General features: G+C 61.6%; 19 protein-coding genes. 6 read left to right on the top strand and 13 right to left on the bottom strand.

The genetic code is table 11. From position 1 onward, the window contains the following. The first annotated feature begins 376 nt into the window (after nt 1-376). The 3 genes from JZY06_RS05590 (at nt 377) to JZY06_RS05580 (ending at nt 6,760) form a co-directional block, all read left to right on the top strand. The gene (locus JZY06_RS05590) at nt 377-1,699 is read left to right on the top strand and encodes an O-acetylhomoserine/O-acetylserine sulfhydrylase (RefSeq protein WP_207118999.1); all 1,323 of its coding nucleotides are present in this window, start codon (nt 377-379) and stop codon (nt 1,697-1,699) included. 696 nt (nt 1,700-2,395) lie between these two features. Continuing rightward, nucleotides 2,396-2,929: a hypothetical protein gene (locus JZY06_RS05585; RefSeq protein WP_207118997.1), complete on the top strand. Its 534-nt coding sequence runs from the start codon at nt 2,396-2,398 to the stop codon at nt 2,927-2,929. Nucleotides 2,930-3,091: 162 nt separating this feature from the next. Beyond that, nucleotides 3,092-6,760 carry an HtaA domain-containing protein gene (locus JZY06_RS05580; protein ID WP_207118995.1) on the top strand — a complete coding sequence of 1,223 codons (3,669 nt, stop codon included), beginning with the start codon at nt 3,092-3,094 and terminating at the stop codon, nt 6,758-6,760. A gap of 274 nt (nt 6,761-7,034) precedes the next feature. On the opposite strand, the gene JZY06_RS05575 is transcribed toward JZY06_RS05580, so the two are convergent. The 6 genes from JZY06_RS05575 to JZY06_RS05550 form a co-directional block, all read right to left on the bottom strand. Next, nucleotides 7,035-7,634: a hypothetical protein gene (locus tag JZY06_RS05575; RefSeq protein ID WP_207118993.1), complete on the bottom strand. Its 600-nt coding sequence runs from the start codon at nt 7,632-7,634 to the stop codon at nt 7,035-7,037. A 666-nt stretch (nt 7,635-8,300) separates the two neighbouring features. Continuing rightward, on the bottom strand, nt 8,301-9,356 hold the full coding sequence (locus tag JZY06_RS05570; protein ID WP_207118992.1) for an HtaA domain-containing protein: 1,056 nt from the start codon (nt 9,354-9,356) through the stop codon (nt 8,301-8,303). A gap of 180 nt (nt 9,357-9,536) precedes the next feature. Beyond that, complete coding sequence (locus JZY06_RS05565; RefSeq protein ID WP_207278759.1) at nt 9,537-10,439, bottom strand: heme ABC transporter ATP-binding protein; 903 nt, start codon at nt 10,437-10,439, stop codon at nt 9,537-9,539. A 610-nt stretch (nt 10,440-11,049) separates the two neighbouring features. Continuing rightward, the gene (locus tag JZY06_RS05560) at nt 11,050-12,093 is read right to left on the bottom strand and encodes a FecCD family ABC transporter permease (RefSeq protein WP_242516769.1); all 1,044 of its coding nucleotides are present in this window, start codon (nt 12,091-12,093) and stop codon (nt 11,050-11,052) included. A gap of 59 nt (nt 12,094-12,152) precedes the next feature. After that, on the bottom strand, nt 12,153-13,382 hold the full coding sequence (locus tag JZY06_RS05555) for a heme/hemin ABC transporter substrate-binding protein (RefSeq protein WP_207118990.1): 1,230 nt from the start codon (nt 13,380-13,382) through the stop codon (nt 12,153-12,155). A gap of 386 nt (nt 13,383-13,768) precedes the next feature. After that, complete coding sequence (locus JZY06_RS05550) at nt 13,769-15,847, bottom strand: HtaA domain-containing protein (RefSeq protein WP_207118988.1); 2,079 nt, start codon at nt 15,845-15,847, stop codon at nt 13,769-13,771. A gap of 468 nt (nt 15,848-16,315) precedes the next feature. Here JZY06_RS05550 and JZY06_RS05545 point away from each other — a divergent pair, with 468 nt between their 5' ends. Continuing rightward, nucleotides 16,316-16,897, top strand: coding sequence for a hypothetical protein (locus JZY06_RS05545; protein ID WP_207118986.1), 582 nt, complete (start codon nt 16,316-16,318; stop codon nt 16,895-16,897). A gap of 434 nt (nt 16,898-17,331) precedes the next feature. Next, complete coding sequence (metX, locus tag JZY06_RS05540; RefSeq protein ID WP_207118985.1) at nt 17,332-18,438, top strand: homoserine O-acetyltransferase MetX; 1,107 nt, start codon at nt 17,332-17,334, stop codon at nt 18,436-18,438. A gap of 361 nt (nt 18,439-18,799) precedes the next feature. Here the strand turns inward: metX and JZY06_RS05535 are convergent, their stop codons facing one another. Next, nucleotides 18,800-19,138, bottom strand: a complete 339-nt coding sequence (locus JZY06_RS05535; RefSeq protein ID WP_330617139.1) for a DUF3017 domain-containing protein — start codon at nt 19,136-19,138, stop codon at nt 18,800-18,802. A gap of 241 nt (nt 19,139-19,379) precedes the next feature. Continuing rightward, complete coding sequence (locus JZY06_RS05530) at nt 19,380-20,237, bottom strand: bifunctional methylenetetrahydrofolate dehydrogenase/methenyltetrahydrofolate cyclohydrolase (RefSeq protein WP_207118983.1); 858 nt, start codon at nt 20,235-20,237, stop codon at nt 19,380-19,382. Nucleotides 20,238-20,457: 220 nt separating this feature from the next. Between JZY06_RS05530 and JZY06_RS05525 the strand changes: the two genes are divergently transcribed. Further along, nucleotides 20,458-20,931: a tRNA (cytidine(34)-2'-O)-methyltransferase gene (locus JZY06_RS05525; protein ID WP_330617138.1), complete on the top strand. Its 474-nt coding sequence runs from the start codon at nt 20,458-20,460 to the stop codon at nt 20,929-20,931. Between the two features lie 133 nt (nt 20,932-21,064). Here JZY06_RS05525 and JZY06_RS05520 read toward each other — a convergent pair whose 3' ends face one another. The 5 genes from JZY06_RS05520 to JZY06_RS12230 all read right to left on the bottom strand — a co-directional run. Then, nucleotides 21,065-21,940 carry a metal ABC transporter permease gene (locus JZY06_RS05520; RefSeq protein ID WP_207118979.1) on the bottom strand — a complete coding sequence of 292 codons (876 nt, stop codon included), beginning with the start codon at nt 21,938-21,940 and terminating at the stop codon, nt 21,065-21,067. A 3-nt stretch (nt 21,941-21,943) separates the two neighbouring features. Further along, a complete protein-coding gene (locus JZY06_RS05515) occupies nt 21,944-22,864 on the bottom strand; it encodes a metal ABC transporter permease (protein ID WP_255568468.1) in 921 nt (306 codons plus the stop codon). Between the two features lie 80 nt (nt 22,865-22,944). Further along, the gene (locus tag JZY06_RS05510) at nt 22,945-23,721 is read right to left on the bottom strand and encodes a metal ABC transporter ATP-binding protein (protein ID WP_377768842.1); all 777 of its coding nucleotides are present in this window, start codon (nt 23,719-23,721) and stop codon (nt 22,945-22,947) included. A 213-nt stretch (nt 23,722-23,934) separates the two neighbouring features. Further along, nucleotides 23,935-25,215, bottom strand: coding sequence for a metal ABC transporter substrate-binding protein (locus tag JZY06_RS05505; protein WP_207118975.1), 1,281 nt, complete (start codon nt 25,213-25,215; stop codon nt 23,935-23,937). A gap of 650 nt (nt 25,216-25,865) precedes the next feature. Then, on the bottom strand, nt 25,866-26,496 hold a 631-nt coding region (locus tag JZY06_RS12230; protein WP_330617136.1), incomplete at its 5' end, for an OB-fold nucleic acid binding domain-containing protein.

The following is a 26,496-nucleotide window of genomic DNA, read 5'->3' as shown; positions in this document are numbered from 1 at the left end:
GGCCATCCGCAACCACCGGCGCCCGGTCAGACACTCCAAGCACCACCCGAAGCGCTAACCCCCGCACCGGGCCAGCCGACACAAACCGAACCTGAACAGCTTGGTTCACACACCACTCCCCCACCGCCCCAGCAAGCAGGCGTCGGGGGAGTTTTTTCCATGCTCTGACGTGCAGAAAAGCAAAATAGACAGCCCCCAGTGCTTGATATAGACCGCTTGGTTCATTATGGTGGTCGGTGCACGCCAGGCGGCAGGGTGTTTTCCCCTTCGGATCCGGCTGCCGCGCCTGTTGTTTGCGCCCCACCCCGGCCGGGCAGCCAACTGCGAACCATCTGTATTTTTCATCTCCACCAAGCCCTTTAAGGACCGACACATCATGAGCACCAAATACGACAACAGCAACGCCGCCGACTGGAACTTCGCCACCCGTTCCATTCACGCCGGACAGCCGGTTGACGGTGACACCGGCTCCCGGAATCTTCCGATCTACTTCACCTCCTCCTACGTGTTCGATTCCGCCGAACACGCCCGCCAGCGATTTGCCCTGGAAGATGCCGGACCGGTCTATTCCCGGCTGACCAACCCCACAGTCGCGGCAGTCGAAGAGCGGCTGGCTTCTTTGGAGGGTGGCGTGCATGCGGTGCTGTTTGCTTCCGGCCAGGCAGCAGAGACCGCGGCGATTCTCACCCTGGCCGGGGCCGGTGACCACATTGTCGCCTCACCCAGGCTCTACGGCGGCACCTACACTCTGCTGGATGTCACCCTCAAACGCTTAGGCATTGAGACCACCTTCGTCGACAACCCCGATGATCCCGCATCCTGGGCCGCAGCCGTCAAAGACAACACCGTGGCCTTCTACGGGGAGACCTTCGCCAACCCGCAGGCCGATGTGCTGGACATTCCGGCCGTGGCGGAAGTCGCCCACAACAACCATGTGCCGTTGATCGTCGACAACACCGTGGCCACCGCAGCCGTGGTCCGCCCGCTGGATCTGGGCGCCGACATTGTTGTCGCATCGACCACCAAGTTCTACACCGGCAACGGCTCGGCACTCGGCGGTGTTCTGGTTGACGGCGGGAAATTCGACTGGACCGCCCAGCGCAACGGCACACCCGTCTTCCCCGGCTTTGTCACCCCGGATCCTGCCTACCACGGCCTGAAGTACGCCGACCTGGGCGCCCCGGCTTTCGGACTGAAAGCCCGTGTTGGTCTTCTGCGCGACACCGGTGCCGCCCCCTCCCCGATCAATGCCTGGGTCCTGGCCCAGGGACTGGACACACTGGCCCTGCGGGTTGAACGCCACAACACCAATGCGGCGAAAGTTGCCGAATTCCTTCAGGCCAGCGACCTGGTCGACCACGTCAACTACGCGGGCCTGGAATCCAGCCCGTGGAATGAAACCAAAAAGAAACTGGGGCTAAAACACACCGGTTCGGTACTGTCCTTCGACCTCAAGGGGGGCCGCGATCAAGCCTGGGCATTCATCGACGCCCTGCAGCTGCACTCGAATCTGGCCAATATCGGCGATGTCCGTTCCCTGGTGGTCCACCCGGCATCGACCACACATTCCCAACTGGAGGAAGAGGACCTGAAAAAGTCCGGGATTTCCGAGGCGACGGTCCGTCTGTCGGTCGGCATCGAAGACATCGATGACATTCTGGCCGATCTGCAGCGCGGCCTGGACGCTATCAGCGGCTGACAGCACCCGCACCGACACGGCATAACAACCCGCATCACCGCACCGGATCGTCACAGCCTCTCCCATACACACCGCAAGCCCCTGTATGCACGCCACGGCATACAGGGGCTTCCGGTTTTTTGCGTATTTTGCCCGCCACCTGTCAATCCGTTCCCGACAAAACCACCACCGCCCACCCCACTATGCAAGCTGAGGCTGACCTTTCCGCGTAACAGCGGGCACACAACCACCAGCAGACCGACACATCACGGATTTCATCCCCACCCGGACTGAAGAAGACAACTTTTCCCCCACGACACAGACAGAAATTCCACAAACCTGCAGTACACCATCCACCATTGCACAACGACCCCAATAATTCGGCTCACACGGTGGAAAAAGCCGACCACAACCGGCCCATCCTTCACTTGCACAGCCACCTATCTGTCGGCCGCTTCATAATACAGAAAAATTACACCCGAAAAGGGTGGATCGACCATGCCTGCCGAAATCTTTTCACAGCACCCATCCGCCACGAAACCTCACTTAGGGACCATATTTTGAACTTTCATATGATGTTTTAGGTAAGAAAATCCACAGCGAAGGTATTGCTTGCCTTAGGGAACTCTTTTATGCTTCAAACTGGTCAACCGCCGCACGGACCAGAAAGGCCCCTGCGAACGGTGAATCCCTCTGGTCCATTTCCAAATTGGAGGCTTGTATGAAAGCATCAAAATTCATCCCCCCGCCATAACGGCATCGGCAATGCTGGCGGCTCCTCTCGCGAGTGCCGCCCCCACAAATGAGCTGCAGCCAATGTGGGATCCCGGCAACCCCAAGCATGACCTCAACAACGCTCAGATCGTTGATCTGCAGGACGTGTACAACAAAGGCGATGTCATCACTGTCAGCGCTTCCGGCCTGAAACCGGAGACCAAGTACGTTGCAGGCCAATGCGAGATGAAAGCCGGCACTGTCTTCCTGTTTTTCAAGCTCCCCGGCTGCCTGAAAGACAACCAGAAGACGGTCTGGAGCGATACGAACGGTGAGATCAGTTTCGAATTCACGCTGAGTGACCAAGGCACCAATGCCCATGGTTCCATTCCGACGTACAGCGGTAATGAGGAAATCATTTTCCACACCGGCGCAGGACACAGTGACGGCGAGATCGTCATTGTCGAGGACCACGGCAAGGGCTTCCGTGGAACACAGGTCGCCGACACCGCCGGTACCTTCCGTGTGAACCCTTAAGAGGGTACCGGAAAAAATTCCGACAACCATTGGCGGTAATCCGGACAAATTTCAAGCTTGCAGCGGCAGTTGAAGTCATTTTCTCAACTGTCGCTGCAGGTATGTCAGGAGTAGCCACTGCTCTGGTTTCCGGAAACCCAATTTTTCGACTCAAGGATAAACATGACATTTTTCGCACAACCTCGTCTGGCCAAGCGCCTGACTGCTGTTTTGTCGGGTGTCGCAGTTGCCATGGGCATACTGGCAACCCCAGCCACAGCAGAGACAGATCAACCACCGGAGACCGACAATGCGGCGATCACCCAAATCACCGAAGGCACAGTCACTTGGGGTTTCCGGGAATCCTGGCGAAACTACATCGGTGATGGTGCCCAGCTTTACGATGGTGTCACGCTGAACGAAAACAAAGAGTACGTCTGGCCGATCAAGTCCGGTACATATAACTCGGAAACCAAAGCCCTTCATCTGAAACTCGGCGGCTACATCCACAACTTGGCTTACTGCCAGCCCCCGGACAGCTACGACAACTGCACGCTCGACATCATTTACAAAGAACTCGAAGTCGACATCACCGAAGACAAGCAGCAGGTCACCGGCATCTACGAGGGTAATACCCGCGAAAACACTGCGGAAAAGGTGGAGATGCCCCGGCAGGCCTGGGGAAATTTCATCGTAGATGAAGCAAAGTTCAGCTTCGAAAACGGTGAAACCACCATCGCCGATGCTCCGGGGTTCATCGACAGCTTCCCGCTCTACGGGAAAGGCGCCGTCGCTGATCCTCTGACCATCCGTTACAAAGGCCCCGGTGGACTTCCAGAGGTCGAAAAAAGACTCGGCGAACCAGGAAAGTGGAAATTTAAGTCCGCTGAAGAAGGAACTGTTCTTCCTGGTTTTCCCAGAGAAGGCTTGGACAGCTACTACGATATGAGCGTCTTCCCGATCAAGGGAACAGATAAAGTCTTTCTCTACCAACTCACAGATAAATTCGAGAAGACCGCCCACCGTAAGTTTTGGGTGGTCGATACCAAAGAAAAGAAGATCGAAGCCAGCTACGACCTTCCATTTACCCCCTCCACAGTGAGGAATGGATTCGTAGACCCTCAATACGACGGTAACCAGAGCTTCTACTTCTTTTTGGGACTCGAAAATGAGGAAGACCTGAAAAACAATCCCATACCGAGGGAGTTGGCACGGCTCTCTTACAAGAACGGCCAGTTCACACTCGACAAACAGCTGTGGAAGGCCGACTCCGCCACAATCCTCAGCCTCGGGTGGGATCACGACAGCAAAAGCATCATTGTTGCCGGGGATATTAAAAACCGTGAGACCCCCGGCACTATTTACGTGATCGACCCTACTACGGCAACACCCGGTCAAAACGATGCCGAGGCGAAAGAGCACTCGCTTGTACTGGCTGCAACGAACCTTCCCGACTACAAGGGTGCTCCGACCACCGCCACTTTCCCCAATTCTGTCGGCGCGCCTGCCGTATTGGGCAACGGAATCTACATCTTCCCCAGCGGAGACGCTAACCGAACAAACGGAAAGTACGAAAACACAGACGGTACAACCTCCATCTACCCACCAGTGTGGGTCAACATCAATGAACAAATGGTCGGGAGCGATTCCGCAGTCGGGTACTTCATGACTGGTGTCTCCGTCAAAAAAGACCGTGATCAAGGTGGCGAGCAAATCAGGAGCTGGAGACAGATTCTTCCCGCAGGTGACAGTAACTTCTTTACTGTCGGTACCGGCTGGTCCTCCATCATGAACTACGCTTCGCTCACAGAAGAAAAACTCTTGGGTGCCATTCCCGTGAAGAATGGGAAATACAACTGGGAAGAGCCGTATGTGCTTTTCGGTGCTGGATCCGGCCCCCTTGCCGCGTACAACGAGGAAGCCGGCTACGGCGTCTACTACGGACGTAATGTCCAGTTGATTGCTGTGTTCACTAAGGATGGAATCCAGGATGAGTTCTTTTCCCCGAAATTACATAAACCGTGGGGTAGCAGTCAGAACATTGCAATGCGTGACAACGGTGAAGTCATCTACAGCGGCATCAATAAGGACAAGGATCTGACGATCTACACCGGCCGCGCCTACCGCTACGGTGACTTCGCCACCCAGCCGACTGATCAAACAGTCGACCTCGGCGAACAAGAATCCGCATCCGTCACCTTCACTGCCACGGTCACCGAAGACACCAAAGACCCGAAGTTCCAGTGGCAGGTCAAACGCAAAGGCGAATCCAAATTCACCGACATCGCCGATGCCACCAAACCGACCTACACCTTCGACGCCACCTCCGCTGACGCCGACAGCACCTACCGCCTGCTGGTTGAAACCGGTGCCGGCTGGACCGCATCCAATGAAGCAGCACTGACTGTCAACTGGACCCCGAAAGCCACCACCCCGGCACTTCCGGCGAAAGTCAACGACGGTGACACCGCAACGTTCACCGCAACGTTCAACACACCCGAAGGCTCCACGCTGGGCTGGAAACGCTACGACAAATCCACCGGCCTGTGGCAGCCCATCACCCCCGACGGCAGCGTGTTCGTCATTGTCACTGAAGGCAACACCACCACCCTGACGATCAAGGGCGTCAACACCGACATGTCAGGCATGAAGGTTCAGGCATACGCCACAAGCCCCGCCGGTGTCACAACCACCAGCGACAGCGCCCTGACGGTCACCCAACCGCAGGAAATCCCCGACGAAGGCGTCGATATCACCGGCGTCCGCTTCTTCTGGGATGTCGGCGGCGAAGTTCAGTCCAAACCACCGTTCGGTGGAGCGAACTACTTGTCTGCCGGTAAGTCTGACGGTGACGAAGCCTCCTACAATTCAAAAGAAGGCAATGTCCGGATCGTCACCGGTACCGCCGGGGACACCATGACAGAACCCACCTACGCCACCCGCGCCGAATTCCTTTCAAACGGCACCAACCAGTTCGTTGAAATCACCGATGGCAAAGGACACATCAACAAAGACAAGTCCGGAACCATTTCCTGGGAAGGCGCGTTCTCCGTCAACTTCTACGGCGGCCTGGTGCCTTTCACCATCACCAACCCGAAGTTGACGATTGACGCAGACGGAACCGGCACACTTGTCGCCGACTTGTCGGGCTACGGCTCGGACATGAACAATCCCAACGAGAAAACCGCACTTGACCCGCAGCCGAACACCGTCATCGCCCGCTTCACCAATGCATCCCTGCAAACCGACGGCACTGTCACCCTCACCCCGCTTTACAGCGGCGTGAAAGTCGACACCACGGGCGCCGAACGCACGCAGAACACCGAAGCAGAAGGATGGGGTTCCTGGCCGCAGGAGTTCGTCAACTTCCAGATCAAAACCGGTCTCTCGTCTTACTGGTACACCTCATCGGCCAGTGAAAAGCCCGGCAAAAAGGCACCACTGCCCGTGACCGTCGATTTCGACAAGGCTGAAACCACCGCCCCCGGTGAAGGTGGCACAGAAGCCGACGACACCGACAGCGGCAAGGACAAAGACGATGACAAGCAGACCAGCCCTGCCCCGAATCCCGGAACCGGTACCGGTACCGGTACCGCAGACAACGGGAAAGTCACTGTCATCATCAATAACCAGCAGCCGGACGATTCCAACCCGCTGCGGGCCATGCTGCAAGCCACCACCGCGCTCGGATCAATCATCGCCCTGGTTGTCTCCCTGCAAACCGCCTGGATGATCATCGCATCCATGCCCGGTGGAATACCGGCACAACTGGCCAAGCTCTTCCCCCCGGCACCCTGGCAGCACCCGGCACCGGCACCAGCCCCGGAACCGGCACCAGTGGCGGCAGGCTAACAGGGTCACTGCACCGAGGCTGAACGGATTGCCTTTTCCGTTCAACCGCCCACACAACTGAATAACCCAACCGATCCCCGGCAGACTAGTCACACAAGACTCGCCTGCCGGGGATCACCACTTCCCCCACAAATTTCCCACCGCAGCCCTTCGACACCCCGGTTTTGTTGCTGAAGCCTTGCCGGGGACAACGACAAACCCTTCCCGGATGTTTGGCTGCACCGGGAAGGGTTTGTCGTTGTCTTATTGAGTTGTTGGGGCCTGTTACCCCTCGCTACTCGGAAGACAGGGCGGTGAACATATCGAAGAACGAGGAGCCGCTGTTGGCGCCCATGTCATTCTTCTTGTTCATGTCATTCTTCTTGTCCGTGTCCTTGTCCTTGTCCATCGGGTACGTGGAGATCGAATTCATGTAGTTCTTGAGCTCCATGACACCCGCCTCGTTTTTCTGGCAGGTCAGGGCGTACTTGGCGCCGGCTGCGGCGTAGTACTTCGCGAGAACCTCACGCTGATTGGCGGGCAGATCCTTGAAAACGTCCTTGTGGGCTTGGCCATCGGGCAGCAAAGCCGGGTCGCCGAGGTGGCTCTTATCCCACAGAATCTCGATTTTTTCGGCATCCAGTTTTTCGATGGTGTCGATGTAGACCGGCGCGTTGTTTTTGTCTTTCTTTTTCATGCCAAGACCCATGACAAGGTGCGTGCTGGCAAATCCGCAGGGATCCTTCTGCTTTTCCATCTGCTTTGTGCTGCCCTGTTCGATGCCCTTGAGGGTGTGGTCCCACTGGCTCGCCGGGATCGGTGCAGCGGAAGCGGGGGCTGCGAGACCTGCGACAACAATGCCTGCGGTCATCACGGATGCGAGAAGTTTCTTCATGTGGTTCTCCTGTTTCTCCCGGGTGTGGCCGGGTGTGCGGACCCGTCGGCGGCGGCCACCACCATGATGGCCGGTAAAACCGGTCACGGCACCTGTGGCCGCTGGAGTTCACGCTTTTCATCCGCGGTGCCGGCAGGCACCCGGGAAGGTGAGGAAAAGCCGTGAACTACGGGGCTGAAAAACCACCCGCCGAGGGATGGGTTGTTGAGGCCGCCCCCACTAAAAGAGCGGTCCATCAACATGTGAGCCTACCCTAAAGACGAGCTGTTGACACCACTTCTCCCCCACCCGGTGAAGCACAATCAAACGGTAGTACCTTTTGACGTTAGTTCACCCTGCTCACGGCCTTTTTGCCGAATATTATCCGCAGTCACAGACCCACCCCTGCGTGCTCCAGTTTTCCGGACGGTGCTCACCACGGCCCTTTTTCATACTGCCCCGAAAAGAGTGGATACGCCACTGCAAGTGTCGCCTTGCCGAAGATTTCCGATCCCGGTGGAACGTGTGCCGACCAGCCGGAGGGTTCGGTCGGATGATCGCGGCAGACAAGCCAAGCAAAAAAACGCCACCGTTCCCATCGACGGGTACGGTGGCGCAGTCACACTCGTTGCCGTCGGCCGTGTATCCGGCGGCCGACGGCTCAAGCCGAGCTGGTGGTGTTCCGGGCTATCTGGCGAGCACCAGGGCGTGCTGGACAATGATGGTCAGGATTCCGGCGACGACGGCCAGGGTGCTCAGCGAGAGCATGCCGGCCAGGACGGAATCATAGATTTTGTCGAAAGCATTACGGCCCAGGCGCGAGGAACCGGCGGCGGTGTCTTTGTCGGACTGTTTCCGGTTGGTGGAGGAAGCCAGCTTTTCTTTGGAGGAGTTGGAGGTGGTTGTCTCCTGCTGGTCATCTTCGACTGTGCCATCGCCGGTGGTGCCATTGCCGGTGGTGTCATCGGTTGTCCCGGTGTTGCTGTTGCCGTTGTCCTTCTTCGGCGGGTTGAGCACCTCATCGCGGTTGTCGGCGACAGTCTGCTCGTCGTCGGTCGGTCCCTGGCCACAGGCACGGTTGATGGTCATGGGCGCAAGCGGCGTGCCTTTTTCGTTGTAGGTTACCCAGATCAGTTCAGTGATCTCGGCGCTGGCGGTTGCTGCTTGGGCGCTGGCGGTGGCGTCATCGTCCGACAGTTGTGCCGCCGGGTCGAAGGTGAGATCCGCGATCGGTGTCTCGGTGAGGGAAACCGGCGTGGCGTCGTAGAGGCTTTCCCGGGCGTCCTGGCCGTCGTAGTCGGCTGTCAGCAGGCCCGTTTTCCCGTCCTTGTCGACGGTGACCACCATGTTGGCGAGTTTCTGGTCCATCAGACATTTCCCGTCGGTGCAGTATTTGCGCAGATGCGGGCCACCGTTCAGGTGGAGTTCCAGGGAACCGTCAGCCTTGCGGAGGGATTTTTTGTTGTCGATACCGAAGGTGAACTGTCCGGTGGACGGGTCGAAAACCGAACCGGGAAGTGTTTCGATAATCCCGCCCTGCTTGACGTAGCTGACGGTGCTTTCCTTGTAACCCCAGGTCACTGTTCCAGCCAGGTCGGCTGTGCACTGTGGGGCGAATGCGGTATCCGACCCGGTGTCGCCGCCGTTTTCGACAGCGACCGCCCCGGGAGCGGCAAAGGTGACAGCGCCCGCGACGGCGAGCCCTGAGATAACGGCGATCAGTTTGGGGAAACGTGTGGTCACGTGGGGTAGTCCTTTCGGGTTGCTGCCGGCCGCACCTGATGGTGTCAGCCGACTGGTTGTCGCAGGCACCGGTACGGCCCCTTGATACTTGTGGTTGGTTGTGGTTTTTTAGTTGTTTTTTCGTTTTTCCCAGCCGCAGCCTGCGGTGGAAAACGGTTGCCCGCCTGTGGGGCACACCCGTCAACGGGGTGGTGCACCGCTTTTTCCCCGGGGATCGATGGGATCGACATACGGGGAATTGTTGAGGTGGTACAGCAGTTCACGGGTGGATTCCACGGCTGCGATGTCGTGCCCGCGGTGCGGGAGCACCTGCAGAATTCCGTCGTCGCCGTGGGGCCGGTGCACCGAAATCGGCCACCCGTAGATATCGGACAGTTTTTCTTCGGTGTAAACCTCCGCGATGGTTCCGGCTGCAGCCAGGCGCCCTTTTTCCAGGCAGGCGATCCGGTCGCAGTAGGCGGCGGCGGCGTTGAGGTCGTGGACCACCAAAATGACTGCCGCACCGGCGGCCGCCATTGCCCTGATCAGTCCCAGCGCCTGCTCCTGGTGGGCGATGTCAAGTGCCGCGGTCGGCTCGTCGAGCAGCACCACCGGGGTTTGCTGGGCCAGTACCCGGGACAGGGCCACCCGTGCTCTTTCACCGCCGGACAGGGTCATGATGTCGCGGTCAGCCAGATGATCGGTGCCGGTGGCCCGCAGTGCCGCGTCAACGATGGCATCATCGAATTCGGCTTTGGCGGTCCTGACCCACGGACGGCGGCCCATGGCCACCACATCACGCACCAGGAAGGAAAACGACACCGACACGTCCTGCAGCATCACCGACCGGAGCCTGGCCAACTGGGCCTGGGACAAATCAGTGGTGGTCAGTCCACCGATGCTCACCTGCCCGGAGGTGATGTGTTTGGCCGGCATATCCCCGGAAATCGCCGACAACAGCGTCGACTTTCCGGCACCGTTCGGGCCGATCAATCCAAGCACTTCCCCGGGACGGGCGTGAATCGAGATTCCGTGGAGAATATGGTGGCCGCCGATGGTCACCGACAGGTTCTCCGTTTTCAACCCGTCGCCGCAACCGGCCATCGTCCCGGCGGGAAACATCTCCCCGGCGCCGACCATCTCCCGGCCAACATCAGCTGCACCGCGACGGGCCGCGGAACCCGGATCCGGTAGCCGCCGGCCGGTGAGGGGGTTTTCCTCCCCGCCGGTCACCCGCTGCTGTGGTGCGGTTGCACCTGTCACAGCCTGCCCTGGATGATCCCTGTCCGGTGGCACCTCGATGATGTGGCCGGCCGGCTCGTGGCGGATGGGGCTGCCGAGGGTCGCGGCAGACAGCGGATCCTGTCCTGCATCCGGGTCGGCTGCGGGTTGTGCGCGGGTGTGATCGGTCACGCGAACGCGGTCCCGGTGGTCTGCCATCTCAGCGAGTCTTTTACGCCGCATTTCAGCATGACGGCGCATCTGCTGGCGTTTTTTCGCTTCCCGGGCACTGTCCCAGTCGGCGGGCAGGCTCCGGGGCGCGGAACTTCTTCTGTCACCGGCTCCACCGGCTGCTCGATGACCATCCCTCCCGGCAGAGTCCCCACCGGCTGGCGGGGTCGACGGTGTGTCCGCGGGATGGCGGTAGTCCGGATCCGGGGCCCGGTGACGGGGCTGCGGGGAATTGGTGTGCGGCATGTGTGTCTCCTTGGACCTATCCCTTGCGGCCTTTGCGCAGCATGCGGCGCAGCAGAATGAAGAATGTGGGGCCGCCGACAGCGGCGGTGAAAATACCGATCGGCAGGTCGGCGAAAGAAATCAGGGTACGGGCGGCAATATCGGCCAGTCCGATCAGCGCGGCGCCGGCCAGGGCGGAAGCGGGGATCAGAATCTTGTTCGCCGGACCGGTGATCGACCGCAGAAGGTGCGGAATAATCAATCCGACGAAGCCGATCAGTCCCGCATAGGCCACGGCACCGGCGGTGAGAAGAGTGGAGGCGGCAATCGCGGCAATCCGCACGAACGCCACATTGACGCCGATGTGGGCGGCTGCTTTATCCCCCAGGGCCAGAATGTCGAGGGCCCCGCCGAGAATAATCGCCACCACCATTCCCGCGGCAATAATCGGGGTGACCACAACCACCTGCTTCCACAGGGCGCCATTGAGTGAACCCATCTGCCAGAAAATGATCTGTTCCCGGGAAGTCGCCGGCGCCACATACACCAGCAGGCTGATGATCGCCCCGCACACGGCGTTGATGGCGATACCGGTCAAAATGAGGTTGATGACATGCACCTGGCCGTCGAAACGGGCCAGCTGGTAGACCATGACGGTGGTCAGCACAGCGGTGATGAAAGCCGCGAAGGGAACAGTGGAGGTTCCCAGGAAGCTCCAGCCGAAGACAATGACCACCGCGGCCCCGACACCGGCACCACTGGTCACCCCGATCACCGACGGTTCAGCCAACGGGTTGGCGAACACCGCCTGCATCAAGGCTCCTGCCACCCCGAGAGCGGCCCCGACCACAAGCCCCAGCACAATGCGGGGCAGGCGGATATTCCACATCACCGACTGGTTGCCGAAAGTGTCGGTTCCGGGTGGCCCCTGGAAAAGAATCGGGAAAATCTGGTTCAGCGGAATCGGGTACTGGCCGATCATCATCGACAGCACGAATGCGGCGAAAACCAGCACAATGAGGAAGACGAACAGGCTGATACGGGCGATCCGGCGGCGCCGGAACACCTGGGAATCGGTCAATCGTCGCGGCTGCGGGGTGTCAGCGACTGCTCCCCCACCGGCTGGGGCTTGTGTGTCTTTCACTGTTCCTGCTTGTCTTGTGGGGCGTACATGGCCATGGCGGCGCGCAGCAGAAGTTCACCGGTGTCGGGTCCGAAAGCCAGTGACTGGCCGTCGGGGATGGCCACAATACGGCGCATCTTCCCGGCGGTGGTCTGGGCGACACCGGGACGTTTGAGCAAACCGTCGATGCCACCGGTCGATTTCAGGCCCTCGGTCATCATGATGAACACATCCGGGTCGAGTTTCGCCAGTGCTTCCGCATTCGCCGGGGAGGCTTTCGCCAGATTGTTTTCGGCTGCCAGGTCAATACCGCCGATCCCCTCGATCAAATCCTGCGCCCCGGAGCCTTCCCCGAGGATGTAGAAGACACCGCCGGTGCCGCGGGCGTAGAGGAAAGCCATCCGCATCGGCTTGTCGGGCACCAGCTTCGTGATCGCTTCCCGGTCGGCGTCAAGATCTTTTTGCGCCTGCTCGGCCAGTTTCTTCCCCGCCTGCGGAAGCCCGACCACCATCGCCAGGTTCATGATGTCCTCGCCGATGGAGTCGATGGTGTGTTTCGGTTCCATCACCACCACGGTGACACCGGCGTCACGCACCTGGTTGATGGCGTTGGCCGGGCCGACCGAATGATCGACGATCATCAGGGTCGGCTTCAGTGACAGCACCGCTTCGACGTTGATGGTGTGGCCGCCTTTGGTCACCAGCGGAACATCTTTCAGCGACGGCTCGTCGGAGGAAACGGTGCGGCCGATGATCCTGTCCCGCATCCCGAGCCCGGCCAGGGTTTTGGTGTAGGTGCCGAACAGGTCCAGCGCCAGAATCCGGGAGGTGTCGGTGACGGTCACCTCGTAGCCGTCGGCGTCAATCAGCTCCACCGGCATCTGCGGTGTCGGGTCAGTCACCACCGGGGTGACCTCGTTCATGCGTTTGACCTCTGTCACCCCGGTCAGTGTGTAGGGGTCGGGCACATCACTGAGGTTGGTCAGTATTTCCCTGAGCTCCGCATCACTGGTGGCATTCGCGTAGTCCAGGCCACCGGTGGCACCGGTACCGGTGGACGGGGCGATCCCGTTGTCGGCCGGGGAACCGGGATCGGAGGAACAGCCCGATAGCACCAGTGTCGCCGCGACGGCGACACCGATCAATGCCCGGGCTTTTTTCACAAGCTTCGGCCTGCTGAGTGTCAACACGTTGTGTCCAAATCCTGTCTGTTTTTTCTTCTCCCGCACATCCGCGGCAATGGTCATTCGGTTGATGTGTTTTACCTGGTGGACGCCCAAAAGCGGGCGAGCCCAAAGAATGGTTGTCGATGGTGGTGTGGATGGTGGAACCGGAAAGGCACCCACACCGGCACCACGGTGCCGGTGACTTTTGTCCCTTCCCCTCCCGGGTGGTGGGATTGCGGGCAGTTGCTCCTGCCCGTCCGTCACCGCCGGTGGCCCGGAAAACCGAAACGATGGCGTATCCCGGGCCGCGAACCGACAGACGCATTCCGGCGCAACAGGCTTCCGGCTGTCGGCCCCCGTGGGGGGTACCCACCGGCAAGCCGGGGGTGTGGCCGGCCGGCACCGCGATGAGGCACAGCCCCGGGGACAACCGGCGGGTGGATGCCTCCGGCTGTCGGCCATCCCCGCTAGGCCGGGTTTTTGGTGGCGAAGGAGGTCAGTGCGGCACCGGCGACAACAAAGCAGGCAAGGACCAGCAAAGCGGCACTGACCGGGGACACATTCATGCCCACCCCGGCTGCCCGCACCTGCTGTCCGGCAGCCTTTACGTCGTCGCTGCCGTCACCATCGACGGCTTTGCCGCCGATCGACTTGATTTTGAAGCTGGAGCCGCCGCCGGAGGTGCTGTCCGGGTTTTTGTTCTGGTCCTCGGAATTGACCGAACCAAGGGCACCGGCATCTGCTGCACCGTCCATGCCACCGCCGTTATCCGCACCGGTGGAATCGGCTCCGCCCGCCGGATCACCACCGGCACCGACCGGAACCCCGGTGGCGGCACCGGAGCCACCGGCCGCACAGTCACCGGCAGCGCCCAGCTGGGCGGAGATGGAAATGGGTGCCAGCTCTTGTCCGACCGTGTAGAAATCAGCGAAGGCTTTCACCCCGGTCTGGGTCAGTGCCGGGACGCCTTCCAGGGTGAGGGTATTGCCGTTGATGTCCAGTTTGCTCAACGCGAGATCGGCGAACTCGACATTGCCGTGATCGGTTTTCTTGCCGGACATGTCAGAGGATTGGACGTTGGCGATCAGTTTTCCGCTGGTGCCGTTGAACTGGATGACCGGGCTGCCGATCGTCATGTCCAGCACCCCTTCGTGGCCGGTGAAGTGGATCGAACCGCCGTAGGCTATCTGCCCGGACTTCGCTGCCGCATCAACGCTGCCGGAGCGGGCACCGAAAACGAAACGGCTGTTGTTGTAGCCGACATTGTTGGTCTCGAAGCGGCCCCTGGCGATGCTGCCGGTGATGTAGGTGAGGAAAGAATCCTTCACCGACCAGTTCATCAGCGATTTTTCCACCGGCTGGGAGGAAGCGTCACAGGTTGCACCGCCGGCTGCGGCGGCAGCCGGCGCCGGGGTTCCGCCGCCCACCGACACCCCGCCGGAGGGCGGCGCCGCCGACACTCCGGCGGCGGCGGTGGCACCCGACGGTGCCGACACCGACGCCCCGGAGGCGGCTCCCGGCGCAGGGGCCGACGGCGCGGCCTGGCCTGCCCCGGCGGAAGCACCGGCGGTTGCGGCGTTGTCCGCCGCTTGGCCGTCCGCTTTTTCGGTGTCCACGCCGCGCAGCTTCGCGTTGTCTTTTCTGAATCTTTCGCTCAGCTTGTCCATGTTGTCCATGAACTTGCCGGTGTTGTCCATCATTTTGTTGGCCAGCACCAGCCGGTCGTTGACATCATTGGCGAAATCCCACACCGGACCCGCCGCCGTCCCGGAGCCGGATCCACCCGATCCGCCGCCGGATGCTCCGGATCCCCCGGAGGAGCCGGAGCCGCCGAAAAGAGCCGGTTTCTTGCCGCATTTTTCCGGATCCACCGTCACATTGACGGTGATCTGCGCCAGATTCTTGTTCTCACCCTGGTAGTAGTTGGCGAACAGTTCCTTGTTGGCCTCATCGGCAATGACCGCCTGCGTGGAGGTCGACTGCCACGAGCCACCGAAGTTCGCCGCCGGACTCATGGTGAAGGTGGCCAGTTTGATGTTCTTGTAATCCTGGAAGGGAGTGGGATCGGCGTCGATGCGCATCTCGGTGGCGGGGCGGGATACCGCGTCGACGTACATCGTCGCCTGGTCGCCGCTGACCTTCAGATGGAAATTCGTCAGCTTCGTGTCGAGGACGAATTTGCTCTTGTCCTTCATCGCCGGGTGGGCCTGGAAATGCCACTCGCCCTTGAAGGCGATATCACCGGCGGAATCCGAATCGATCGGGGACAGATCGTTGGTCGCCTGGTTGGTAAAGCTGCTGCCGTTGAAATCAGCCCCGTCACCGGCGGTGATCTGGCCGGTTTTCGGAACATAGTTCAAATAGGTCTCTTTGAAAGCCCAGGAGAACTGTCCCGCCGTGACTGCAATATGTTTCGTGTCACAGGATGCGTCAGCCGCTACCGCCGGGGACGCCCCGATAAGCGGCACCACCGACACCGCGGCACAGGCGGCGACACCGCCCACCGCCGCGGCAACTCTGCGCGCTGGCCTGTCGTGGATCGTCAACTGCCCACCTCAACCTTTCGGAAAATCTTGTCCTTCATCTTCGGAAAAATCGGTGTGGCCGGCCGGGAAGACCCGCCCGCCACCCACGCCCCCCATACAGGGGGGAAGCCGCACCAGTGTCAGCAAACACAGGTAAGGCTCCCGCAACCTCATCAAAATTACTCATAACTGGGGACAACATCCCCGCCTGAGGCCGCATAGAACATCCGCTTCACTCGGCAACCTGCATATCTACAGCATTGATGCCACCATAACTGCAGCGTGTGGCCGTGCCGCGCGAAACAAAAGCCCGTTGGCGCTAAGTTACAGGTTAGACTACCCTAAAGGTTTCTCATAGGCCACCGTCCCGCAGCGTCCGCACACCGCCTGCGGAGCACCCGGCCGGTCCGCGGGTGCGGCCGCGGCACCACCCTCTTGACACGCCCTATCCCCCCTATTCCCCACCATCCATCAGTGGAGCACACAGGAATGACCGAACGACACAGCTACCCATCCACCCCCGCCGGCACCGGTTCCGGCATCCCGGACACCACCTACGGCGATGACCATCCAACAGACACCCTTGCCACCGGAGAAGTCTGGGCCGGTTACCCGCCCGAGGAAATCGATGAATTCGGCCGCCTGTACCCGGATGTCGATCCCCGCCGTGACCGTCCGATCACCTGGCCGGAATGCCTGGCCATCGCCGTCAGCGCCGCAGTAATGGCCTATGGCGCGGTCACCATGAACCTCGTGGTGCTGGGCATCGGCCTGGCACTGCTGCTGTTTGCCGCCATCGCCCCAGGACAGGTCACCGCCCGCCGTATCCGCCGGGAAGCACGGGACCGTTTCCCCTACGAACCGTGGGCCGAATCAGAGATCACCCACGCCCGGCGCGCCCGGGTCATGGTCCCGGTCATCTGGTCAATCAACCTGGTGGTGTGCCTGCTGCTGTGGTGGCTGGTCCCCGCGGAACATTCCGTCATTGCGGCCCTGATTGCCGCGGTCTGCGTGTTCATCAGTATCTGCCTGGCACCGGGGCTGTCGCCTGTGTGGCGCGCATCCCGCTGACCCCCACCGGCTCCTTCCACAGCCGGATACCATGACCCCACCCACCCGGGGATCCCTGGCCGCACAGGATGCAACCCCCAACCCGCGCACCGGTTGTGCGCGGGTTTTTTCTCCGTGCACTTGCCGCCCCTTTGGATCAGCCACCGCCCACACCGCCGGCACAGTGCCCTTCCACCACGTCCCACCCCCTCTTCCACCGGTCGCCGGCGCCACCGGCGGGGCCGGCACACCCCCGTGAAACGGCGGCAATGATCCCCGGCCACCCCCACATACAAACAACTTGGTTCATCAACTAGATGGCTTTATAGACCGAGTGGTATATTGGCTGGCACTGTTCGTGGGGAGCATTGCCCGGCACCGGGTTCGCCGGCAGGTTTGCCCACCCGTTGTTCCTCCCCGCCAGCCACCCGTCCCCCACGTTCGGAAAGGCAGTAATGCCAGCAGCACCAACCATTGTCCGCATCGGCGATGTGGCAACCGAAGCAGGTGCCGTGATCACGGATGCGGCCATCGCCTATTCCAGCTGGGGCCGGCTGCACACCGCCGGTGACGGCAGCACCAATGTCATCCTTGTCGAGCATGCCTTAACCGGTGACAGTGATGCCCGCAGCTGGTGGGGCGACGAGATCATCGGCCCCGGCAAACCCCTGGACACCGATAGGTTCTGTGTCATCTGCACCAATGTGTTGGGCGGTTGTGCCGGATCCACCGGACCGTCCAGCCCGCACCCGGATGGCCGCGCTTTCGGTTCCCGTTTCCCGGCGATCAGCATCCGCGACCAGGTGCAGGCTGAAAAACAGTTTCTCGATGTTCTGGGAATCAAGCAGGTTGCCGCAGTCATGGGTGGCTCCATGGGCGGGGCACGCACCCTGGAGTGGACCCTCCTCTACCCCGACAGTGTCGGTGCCGCCCTGGTGATGGCGGTCTCGGCGCGGGCCAGTGCCTGGCAGATCGGTATCCAAACCGCCCAGATTCATGCCGTTACCCGGGATCCGGACTGGTTGGACGGCGACTACCACGGCACCGGGTCTTTCCCCCGGGCCGGCCTGAGTGATGCCCGTAAAATCGCCCACCTGACCTACCGTGGTGAGCTGGAGATGGATGAACGTTTCGGCGCCAAGCCGCAGGAAGGGGAACACCCTCTGGGGCCGGTACGCCGCGACGACCAGCGCTTTGCGGTGGAAAGCTATCTTGACTACCAGGCGGACAAACTGGTGATGCGTTTTGATGCCGGAAGCTATGTGACACTGACCGAGGCCCTCAACCGGCACGATATCGGCCGGGGCCGCGGGGGGTTGAACAAGGCACTGGGATCCTCGACGGTGCCGACCATGGTCGCCGGTGTGGACACCGATATTTTGTACCCCTACCACCAGCAGGAGCATCTGGCCCGCAACCTGGGCGCCCTGATCGGCATGGCCAAGATTTCCTCCCCCTGCGGCCATGACGCATTTTTGACCGAAACCCGGCAGGTGTCGAATATTCTGGGCCGTTTCCTGCGCGAATCAGGGCTGGCCCAGCGCCCCTTTGCCACTGGTTGATCCCCCACCACCGAAGTGACCGCATGTGGCGGGGACACCCCCTCCCAGGCTCCCGGCTTTGTCAAGGTTGCTACCGCAGGAACACCACGGCCCGGGTGTTGCAGGCGCTTACCCTCATGCCGGGCACCACGGGCGGGTTTGTCACCGGACAGGCCACAGTGCGGTGACGGTGCTGGAACCGGCGCTGGAGGACAACAGGTCAGCAACAGTGATCTCCTGGGGGCGCCCATGACCAGCAAGGGCACAGCGGCAACCACAACAGCAACAATCGGGTTCGGCACAGGTGGGTGTTGCTCTTCCTCATCAAAGTCCGGCACACGAGCGAAAAAATGGCGGCCGAGCCCGTGGTTCGGGCACCGGGTCAGCTGCCCAGGGAATCAACCGAATAGGCCAGATAGGCCAAAAGCGCCCCGACGCCGGTGGTGAACAGCACATCCATGCGCCGTGACCGCACCGACAGCACGCCCAGAATCCGGGAGTCACAGACCAGCCGGATCACAGCCAGCCACATCATTGACACCCCCAGGATGAAGGTCGCCCGGCGCCAGTGGTCGCTGAGTGAAAACACCACTGACACCACCAGCCCGGCCACCAGCACCGCCACCAGGCTCCACTGCACGGCCACAGGCAGCGGTGACGGTTTTGTGTGCAGGTCATGCGGGTTGAGGTTGGAGGGGATTTGATTCGCGCGCGGTGACACTGGTTGCTGTCTCCTCCCCTTTTTTCCTCGTTCCTGCAGTTTCCGCTTGCCGGCCGGTGCACCGGCTGCTGCCGGCAGGCTGTGTGCCACCGCCTGATTGTAGTCGCCGCGGAATGGACTCCACGGGGAGTATGTGCCCCTCCTTGCGGCGGGAAGACAAGCCGCGACGGCCCGCCGCGGGAGCAGTCCGGCACGCCACAGCGGGCGGGCCGTGCGCGCCGCGGCGAAAACGATCGGCCCGCTAGCGGATACCGGCCAGTTTTTCGGCCCGTTCCACCACGTTGCGGACCAAAAATGCGCGGGTCAACGGCCCCACCCCACCCGGGTTCGGGGAGACGAAACCTGCTTTGTCCCACACCTTTGGGTGCACGTCACCGGCCAGTTTCCCGTCCAGGCGCGACACCCCCACATCCAGCACCGCTGCACCTTGTTTGACCATGTCGGGGACAAGCATGTGGGCTTTGCCGGCGGCGGCGACAATCACATCGGCCTGCCGGGTTTCCGCGGCCAGATCCCTGGTTCCGGTGTGGCAGAGAGTCACCGTGGAGTTTTCGCTGCGGCGGGTCAGCATCAAACCGATGGGCCGGCCCACCGTCACCCCGCGGCCGATGACAACGACTTTCGCGCCATCGAGTTCCACGCCATAGCGGCGCAGCAGATGAATCGCCCCGTTGGGGGTGCACGGCAATGGCGCCGGCTCGTTGAGCACCAGTTTGCCCAGGTTCACCGGGTGCAGGCCGTCGGCGTCTTTGTCCGGGTCGATGGCCTCCAGGATGGCGTTTTCATCCAGGTGCGCGGGAACCGGCAGCTGCACAATGTATCCGGTGCAATCGTCATCGTGGTTGAGTTCCTCGATGACCGCCAGCAGCTCTTGCTGGCTGATGTCGGCGGGAAGATCCCTGCGGATGGAAGTGACCCCGATTTCCTGGCAGTCACGGTGCTTCATCTTCACGTAACTGTGGCTGGCCGGATCATCGCCGACCAACACCGTGGCCAGGCCCGGTACCACGCCTTTGTCCTTCAGCGCGGCAACGCGTTGTTTCAGGTCCGCAAAGATTTCGTCGCGGTAGAGTTTTCCGTCCAGTCTGGTGGCAGTCATGAACATGAATATACCTTTTCAACCGTGCCTGCCGTGCGGCGCGGCCGGCCGGGTCCGGCCCGTCACCGGCCGGGTGCCGGGAATGATTTTTTCAAAAACCCCTCTGCCGGTTTCCGGCAGGGACGCAACAGACACCGGCCGCAGACGGTGCTGGTTCACCGTGCCGTTGGCTGCAGCTGGTTTTTCGCCCTGTGCCGCCCAGGCCCTAGGCTTGGGGTCTGTGAAGCCCACCGTGCACATCATTTTCGACAAACCCGTCATCCCGCCGAATACCGGCAACGCCATCAGACTGTCGGCAATCACCGGGGCGCATCTTCACCTGGCCGGCCCGCTGGGATTCAATTTCGCCGACAAGCATCTGAAAAGAGCGGGCCTGGACTACCACGACTTAGCCGAGGTCAGCATCCACGACAGTCTGGACGAGGCCCTGGAGCGCATTCCCGGCGAGAGGGTGTTCGCTTTCACCGGCCACGCCACCACCTATCACACCGACATCACCTACCGGCGCGGTGACGTGTTGCTGTTCGGTACCGAACCGACCGGCCTGGATGAGGCGGCGCTGACCCACCGGCGGGTCACCGAGCGTGTGCGCATCCCGATGCTGCCCGCCCGCCGGTCGTTGAATCTGTCGAATTCCGCGGCCATCGCCGTCTATGAGGCATGGCGACAGATGGGTTTCGACGGCGCGGTGTAAACACACCCGCCCGATGGTTTTTGTCCCGCCCACCGGCCTTTCTGCCGGGGCCTGTCATTGAACGACACCACCGCCGTCCGGGACTGTGTCCCCCGGACGGCGGTGGTGTTTTATGCCCACCGGTTGCTGTTTGTCAGGCGTGGCGCCGGTGGGTGGCTTTCGCGATCACCACGCACACGACATAAAACACCCCGGCCACCAGGGCGATGGTGCCGCCGGCCGACCAATTGGCTTGGACGGCTGTCAGCAGTCCGGTCACCCCGATGGCGGCACCGGCCACCGGTGACAGCCACAGCAGTTGGGTGGTTGATTTCACCAGCGACTGCAACCCGGCGGCAGGCGCGGCCACCAGCGCGATGGACAAAATGGTGCCGACCGCCGGGATAACCACCACAATGGTGGCGCACACCAGCGACAGGATGATGCCCTCGGCGACTGCGGCCGGCAGCCCCGCGGCCCGGTAGCCGGCGCTGTCGAAGCTGAAAAAGATCAGCTGCTTGCCGAAGCCGGCCAGAATGATCAGGGCGATCGCCAGCACCACCAGCGCGGAAATAATGTCGGTGTGGTTGACCGACATCACCGAGCCGGTGAGGAAGGAGGCGATTTTCAGCGGCAGCGGGGCGAACCATTTGTTGAAAAAGTAGCCGAGCGCAAAGCCTAGGGTGAGCACAATGCCGGCGGATGCCTGCGACGACAGCCCGGAGACAGCCACCAGTTTGTGCATCAGCCAACTGAGCGGCACACAGGCCAGCAGGGCACCGGCGAACAGGCACAGCGACAGCAGCCGCATTTTGCTGTCATTGCTCATATCGTCGGTGACCAGGTTCATGCCGAGCACCACGCCGATGATCGCCCCGGGGAAGGTGCCGTGGGCGACTGATTCAACGAAAAACACCCGCTGGTGCAGCACCGCCAGGCAGCCGACGAGTCCGGCGAGAACGCCGACAATGACGACCTCGAGAAGGGGACGCTGCAAAATGGACAGATAAATCGGGTCGAAAATACTCATCGGTCAGTCCCTTCCGTGTGCCGCCGCGGAACAGGCCACCGGCTGCGGGGGTGTGATGTCTGCGGCCACATTGTCGGTGCCGGTGTCGGTGCGCCCGGTGGTCAGTTTGTCGCGCAGCATTTTCACCGGCAGCGCGGCAAAGAACAGGGCCAGGACACTCAGGGCGACGGCGGCCTGCGGGGAAATCTGGTGCGGGGCGTCAATCATCATCATGTGCATGCCGATGTAGCCGCCGGCCACGGCCACGGCAATGGCCACCGGAATCATCAGTGAGATGCGCTTGACCAGCAGCCGCGCGGTAGCACCGGGAACCACCAGGTAGCCGATGACCAGCAGCACGCCCACGGCCGTGGAGGCGGAGACCACCACAGCGGCAATCGCGCAGTTGACCAGCAGATCAACCACCAGACCGTTGATGCCGGCGGCCTGGGCGCCCTCCCGGTCGAAGGCGGTGAACACCTGTTCTTTCCAGCTGGCGAGAATAATGACCAGCCCGATGGTGCATACCAGGCAGGATTCCAGAAGCGATGATTCGGTGACTTCCAGCAGGCGGCCGAACATCAGGGCCTCCAATTGCCCGGACATGTCCCGCTTGGCCAGGGAGAGCACAATACCGAAAGAGAAAAAGGAGGTCAGCACCACTGCTGTTCCCGATTCGGAGGTTTTCACTCCCCTGCGCCCGGCCAGGGTGAGGGCAATGGCCACAAACACCGCGGTGATACCGGCACCGGGGATGATCATTTCGATGCCGCCGTAGGCGGCACCGGCCACAATGCCGGGAAACACCGAGTGGACGGTGGCTTCGGCATTGAATTCCAGTCGCCTGAGATTGACGATCACGCCCACCAGCCCGGCAACCACACCCAAAAACACCAGCATGAGGAAAGGGCGCCACAGATACGGTGCCGAGGCCAGGGTCGTCAAACCGGGAACATGTTCGGCGGACAGGCGCAGTGCCTCGACCCCGCGGCCGAACACCTCGGTGACCTCCGCCCACGCCCCGGTCACTGGACCACACCTTCTTCCAGTCCGGTACCGACCAGCTGGTCGGTGGAACGTCCCCCATAGGCGGCTTCCACATAGTGCGGCACCAGTACTTCCCCGATGGGGCCGAAAGCGATCTGCCGGCCTGCCAGCAGAGCCACTTTTTCACAGGTGACATGCGCCAGTTTCAGGTCGTGGGTGGACACCACCACAGCGACGCCCTCTTCTTTGACGGACTGGATGATGCTCAACAGTGCCTCCCGGTTCGGCTCATCCAGGCCGTTGAAGGGTTCGTCGAGCAGGATAAGTTTCGGGTTGGCCACAATGGACCGGGCCAACAGCACCCGCTGCCGCTGTCCGCCGGAGAGATTGGCGAACAGCATCTTCGCCCGGTCATCCATTCCGACCCTCTCCAGGGCGGCATGGATGCGTTTTCTGTGCCCGGCACCGATACGGCGGAACCATCCCAGCTCGGCGTACAGGCCCATGCCGACCACCTGGGAGACGGTCACCGGGAAAGAGGTGTCAAGGTCGGCCACCTGGGGCACATAGCCGATGGCCCCTTTTTTCACTTTTTTCAAATCACCGCCGAGCACCCGCATGGTCCCGGTGACGGTCACCGTATCGAGGATGCCCCGCAGAAGAGTGGTTTTGCCGGCACCGTTCGGGCCGATCAACGCCAGAGCCTCGCCGGGGAACACTTCGCCGGTCACCCCGGTCAATGCGGGGGAACCACCGTAGGAAAAGGAACAGTTGTCGTAGGAAAGTGCGGGGGTTTTACTTCTGTCAGTCACAATCTGACCTGCGGTTCTTATCGTCAATGGGCAGAAAAAGCCCGGTGGGTTGGATACAGCGGCATCCGGTTCACGTCTGATTTTGCCGGGTATGGAAGGCAAACCAAAAACTGGGCCGCAGCTGCGGTCATTAAACCACATCTACGGCCCAGCGTCATCCGGTTTTACGCATCCACGAACTTTACTTGGTGTCCAAGCCGTGGACCGGAGTGTGTGCTACTTGGTCACAACATCCTTCGGCGCGTATTCCTTGATGGAGTCCGGGATCGGGGCAACGGTGCCGTCCCAGGCGGTCACCAGGTTGGTGACGTTGTGCAGGATGGAACCGATGTAGGTTTCACCGTCCGAGCCGTCCGGGCCGAGCGAGTCACCGTAGAGGGCGTCATCACCCATGACGGCACGCACGCCGGCGGCGTTGGCGATGGCCTCGATGGACTTGGAGTTGTTGGAGTTCTCGGCGAACAGGGCCACAGCACCGGAGTCCTGGACCTTCTTCGCCTCGGAGGCGATGTGGTCGGCGGTGGCGTCAGCCTGCTCGTTGAAGTCGCTCAACGCCGCGCCAATGAACTTCACGTCGTAGTGGTTGGAGAAGTATCCGAAGGCGTCGTGGCTGGTGAACAGCACGCGGTGCTCGGCGGGGATGGTCTCCAGGGACTCATTCGCCCACTTGTCGAGGGCCTGCAGCTGCTCCTCGTAGCGGTGAACGTGCTTTTTGAACAGTTCCTTGTTCTCCGGGCTGGCCTGTTCCAGGGCGAGACCGATGTTGTGGACCTGGATTTCCGCGTTTCCGGGGGAGGTCCACACGTGCGGGTCGTACTTGAATTCCGGCTCTTCGCCCTCTTCCGGCAGGAAGGGCCACTTTTCGACGTCGACCTTCTTGTCGCCGCGGAAGACCTTGTAGGGCAGGGAGCCTTCCTTGTCCTTTTCGGCGTTGGCGTCTTCGACTTCATCGGCGGTGAGCACACCGGCGGTGACAACCATGGTGCCCTTGAACCCGGAGGATTCAACGGCCTTGTCCAGGAAGTGCTCCAGGTCCACGCCGGAGACCATGAACAGATCAGCCTCGCCGAGAGCCTTCATCTGCTGCGGGGTCATCTCATGGTCGTGCGCCGAGGCATTGGGGGCCAGCAGACAGGTCAGATCGATCTCGGAGGTGGCGGTGTCGACCGGGGCACCGAATTCCTTGGTCTGTCCGTCGGAGCCGGTCTTGACGAACGCCAGCTCCGCGTCAGCGGAGTTGTCGGTGGCGATCTGGGTGACGTAGTCACAGATCTGGGTGGTGGTGGCCACCACCTTTACCGCTTCACCAGCGGAAGCCTTGTTGTCTTTGTCAGCGTCCGCCTCCTTTGCGGCGGAGGTTTCGGAGGACACGGCCGCCGAAGTCGACTCCTTCGAGGAGGTCTCGGTGGAAGCGTCGTCACCGCTGCCGGAACAGCCGGCCAGGACCAGCGGTGCAGTGGCGCACAGGGCAATGGCCGCACGTGTGAAAGCCTTCATTGTGTATTACTGGTTCTTTCTTCTCGTGTATTGCTGGAAACGGAAAAAATGCCGTCCGGAGATCCGGTACCACGACCCATCGGGCCTGCATGGTCACCGCTTCCAGGCGGGAATGCCCGCGGGAACGGCCATCGGGGACGACGTTTTTTCCGTAATGCGAAGCTAATGTAGCCCATCCTGACCTGAATTGGTATGTTTTCCATTAGTGGCTTGCCCGCGAAAACTTCGCAGCGGCGGACTTTTCCTGAATTTCAGCTGTGATTTTCGCTCACCAACGCAAAAATCGGGGCCTTGCCCACCCGCCCCGCATCCTCCCCCCATCCAAGGGGAGCACCCGCATTCATTGTCAATAACAGATTCCCTGCCCCGGCGGGGCATACGTTTTGCGGGCATGGCCCCCGACGGCGGGACAGGGCGATGCTCGCCACCGGCTGCTGTCCCGGCACCAGCCGATCAGCGGACCCGGCCGCACCCGGTGGGTGGCGGCGGCACCACTGTGCCCCGCCGACCGGAGAAAACTCCCGCTGTCAGTGACCGCCGGGGCCGCGGATGCGGCCGGGTGCACCGCCGACCGTGTGGTCGCGGCCTGACGGGACGGTTGGTGCCGTCTGCGCGGCCGGCACGGCAAGACAGGTGGCCGAGGCCGGTTTTCACCTGAAATCCCGGGATCCGGCCGACAGCCAGTCGCCCAGCGGCAGTGGCTCGAGTTTGTCGGCGACCACACTGACCGCCCCGGATCCATTGTCGACTTTGCCCCGCACAATCAGCGCCCGGGCCGATAGGGCGAGGTGTTTGTGTTTGTCCCACACCCCCGGGGAGACAATGACATTGATCAGCCCTGTCTCATCCTCCATGCCGAGAAATGTCACACCCCCCGCGGTGCGGGGCCGCTGCCGGTGGGTAACCACCCCGCCGGTGCGGATACGGGTGCCGTCGGCAACACCGGACAATTCCCGGGCCGGTACAGCGCCGATATCAGCGAGATGCCCGCGCACCAGCGACACCGGCTGCATCCCAGGAGTGATACCGGTGGCGGCGATATCGGCGACAGCGATCTCGAAAGCATTCATGCCCGGTAGCGGCGGGGCCTGCACCGTTGACAGCCCGGGCAGCATGCCGGGCTGTTCGGTGGCCGCCACACCGGCCTGCCATTGGGCCTGGCGGCGGGTGAGACCGAAACAGTCGCACGCCCCCGCCGCCGCTAGGGCCTGGGTGTGGGCGACACTGAGCCGTGCCCGGCGCGCCAGGTCGGCGATACTGCTGAAATCCCCGCCCCGGCGG

The sequence above is a fragment of the Corynebacterium mendelii genome (assembly GCF_017307055.1).
Classification (GTDB): Bacteria; Actinomycetota; Actinomycetes; order Mycobacteriales; family Mycobacteriaceae; genus Corynebacterium; species Corynebacterium mendelii.
The sequence above is the reverse complement of the archived record's forward strand: the minus strand, read 5'-3'. Positions and strand labels throughout refer to the sequence as shown.

Coding starts and splice junctions, on each gene's coding strand:
- JZY06_RS05590 (WP_207118999.1), top strand. CDS start 377: ATGAGCACCAAATACGACAACAGCAACGCCGCCGACTGGAACTTCGCC.
- JZY06_RS05580 (WP_207118995.1), top strand. CDS start 3,092: ATGACATTTTTCGCACAACCTCGTCTGGCCAAGCGCCTGACTGCTGTT.
- JZY06_RS05575 (WP_207118993.1), bottom strand. CDS start 7,634: ATGAAGAAACTTCTCGCATCCGTGATGACCGCAGGCATTGTTGTCGCA.
- JZY06_RS05565 (WP_207278759.1), bottom strand. CDS start 10,439: ATGGCCGGTTGCGGCGACGGGTTGAAAACGGAGAACCTGTCGGTGACC.
- JZY06_RS05555 (WP_207118990.1), bottom strand. CDS start 13,382: ATGACCATTGCCGCGGATGTGCGGGAGAAGAAAAAACAGACAGGATTT.
- JZY06_RS05545 (WP_207118986.1), top strand. CDS start 16,316: ATGACCGAACGACACAGCTACCCATCCACCCCCGCCGGCACCGGTTCC.
- metX (WP_207118985.1), top strand. CDS start 17,332: ATGCCAGCAGCACCAACCATTGTCCGCATCGGCGATGTGGCAACCGAA.
- JZY06_RS05530 (WP_207118983.1), bottom strand. CDS start 20,237: ATGACTGCCACCAGACTGGACGGAAAACTCTACCGCGACGAAATCTTT.
- JZY06_RS05520 (WP_207118979.1), bottom strand. CDS start 21,940: ATGAGTATTTTCGACCCGATTTATCTGTCCATTTTGCAGCGTCCCCTT.
- JZY06_RS05505 (WP_207118975.1), bottom strand. CDS start 25,215: ATGAAGGCTTTCACACGTGCGGCCATTGCCCTGTGCGCCACTGCACCG.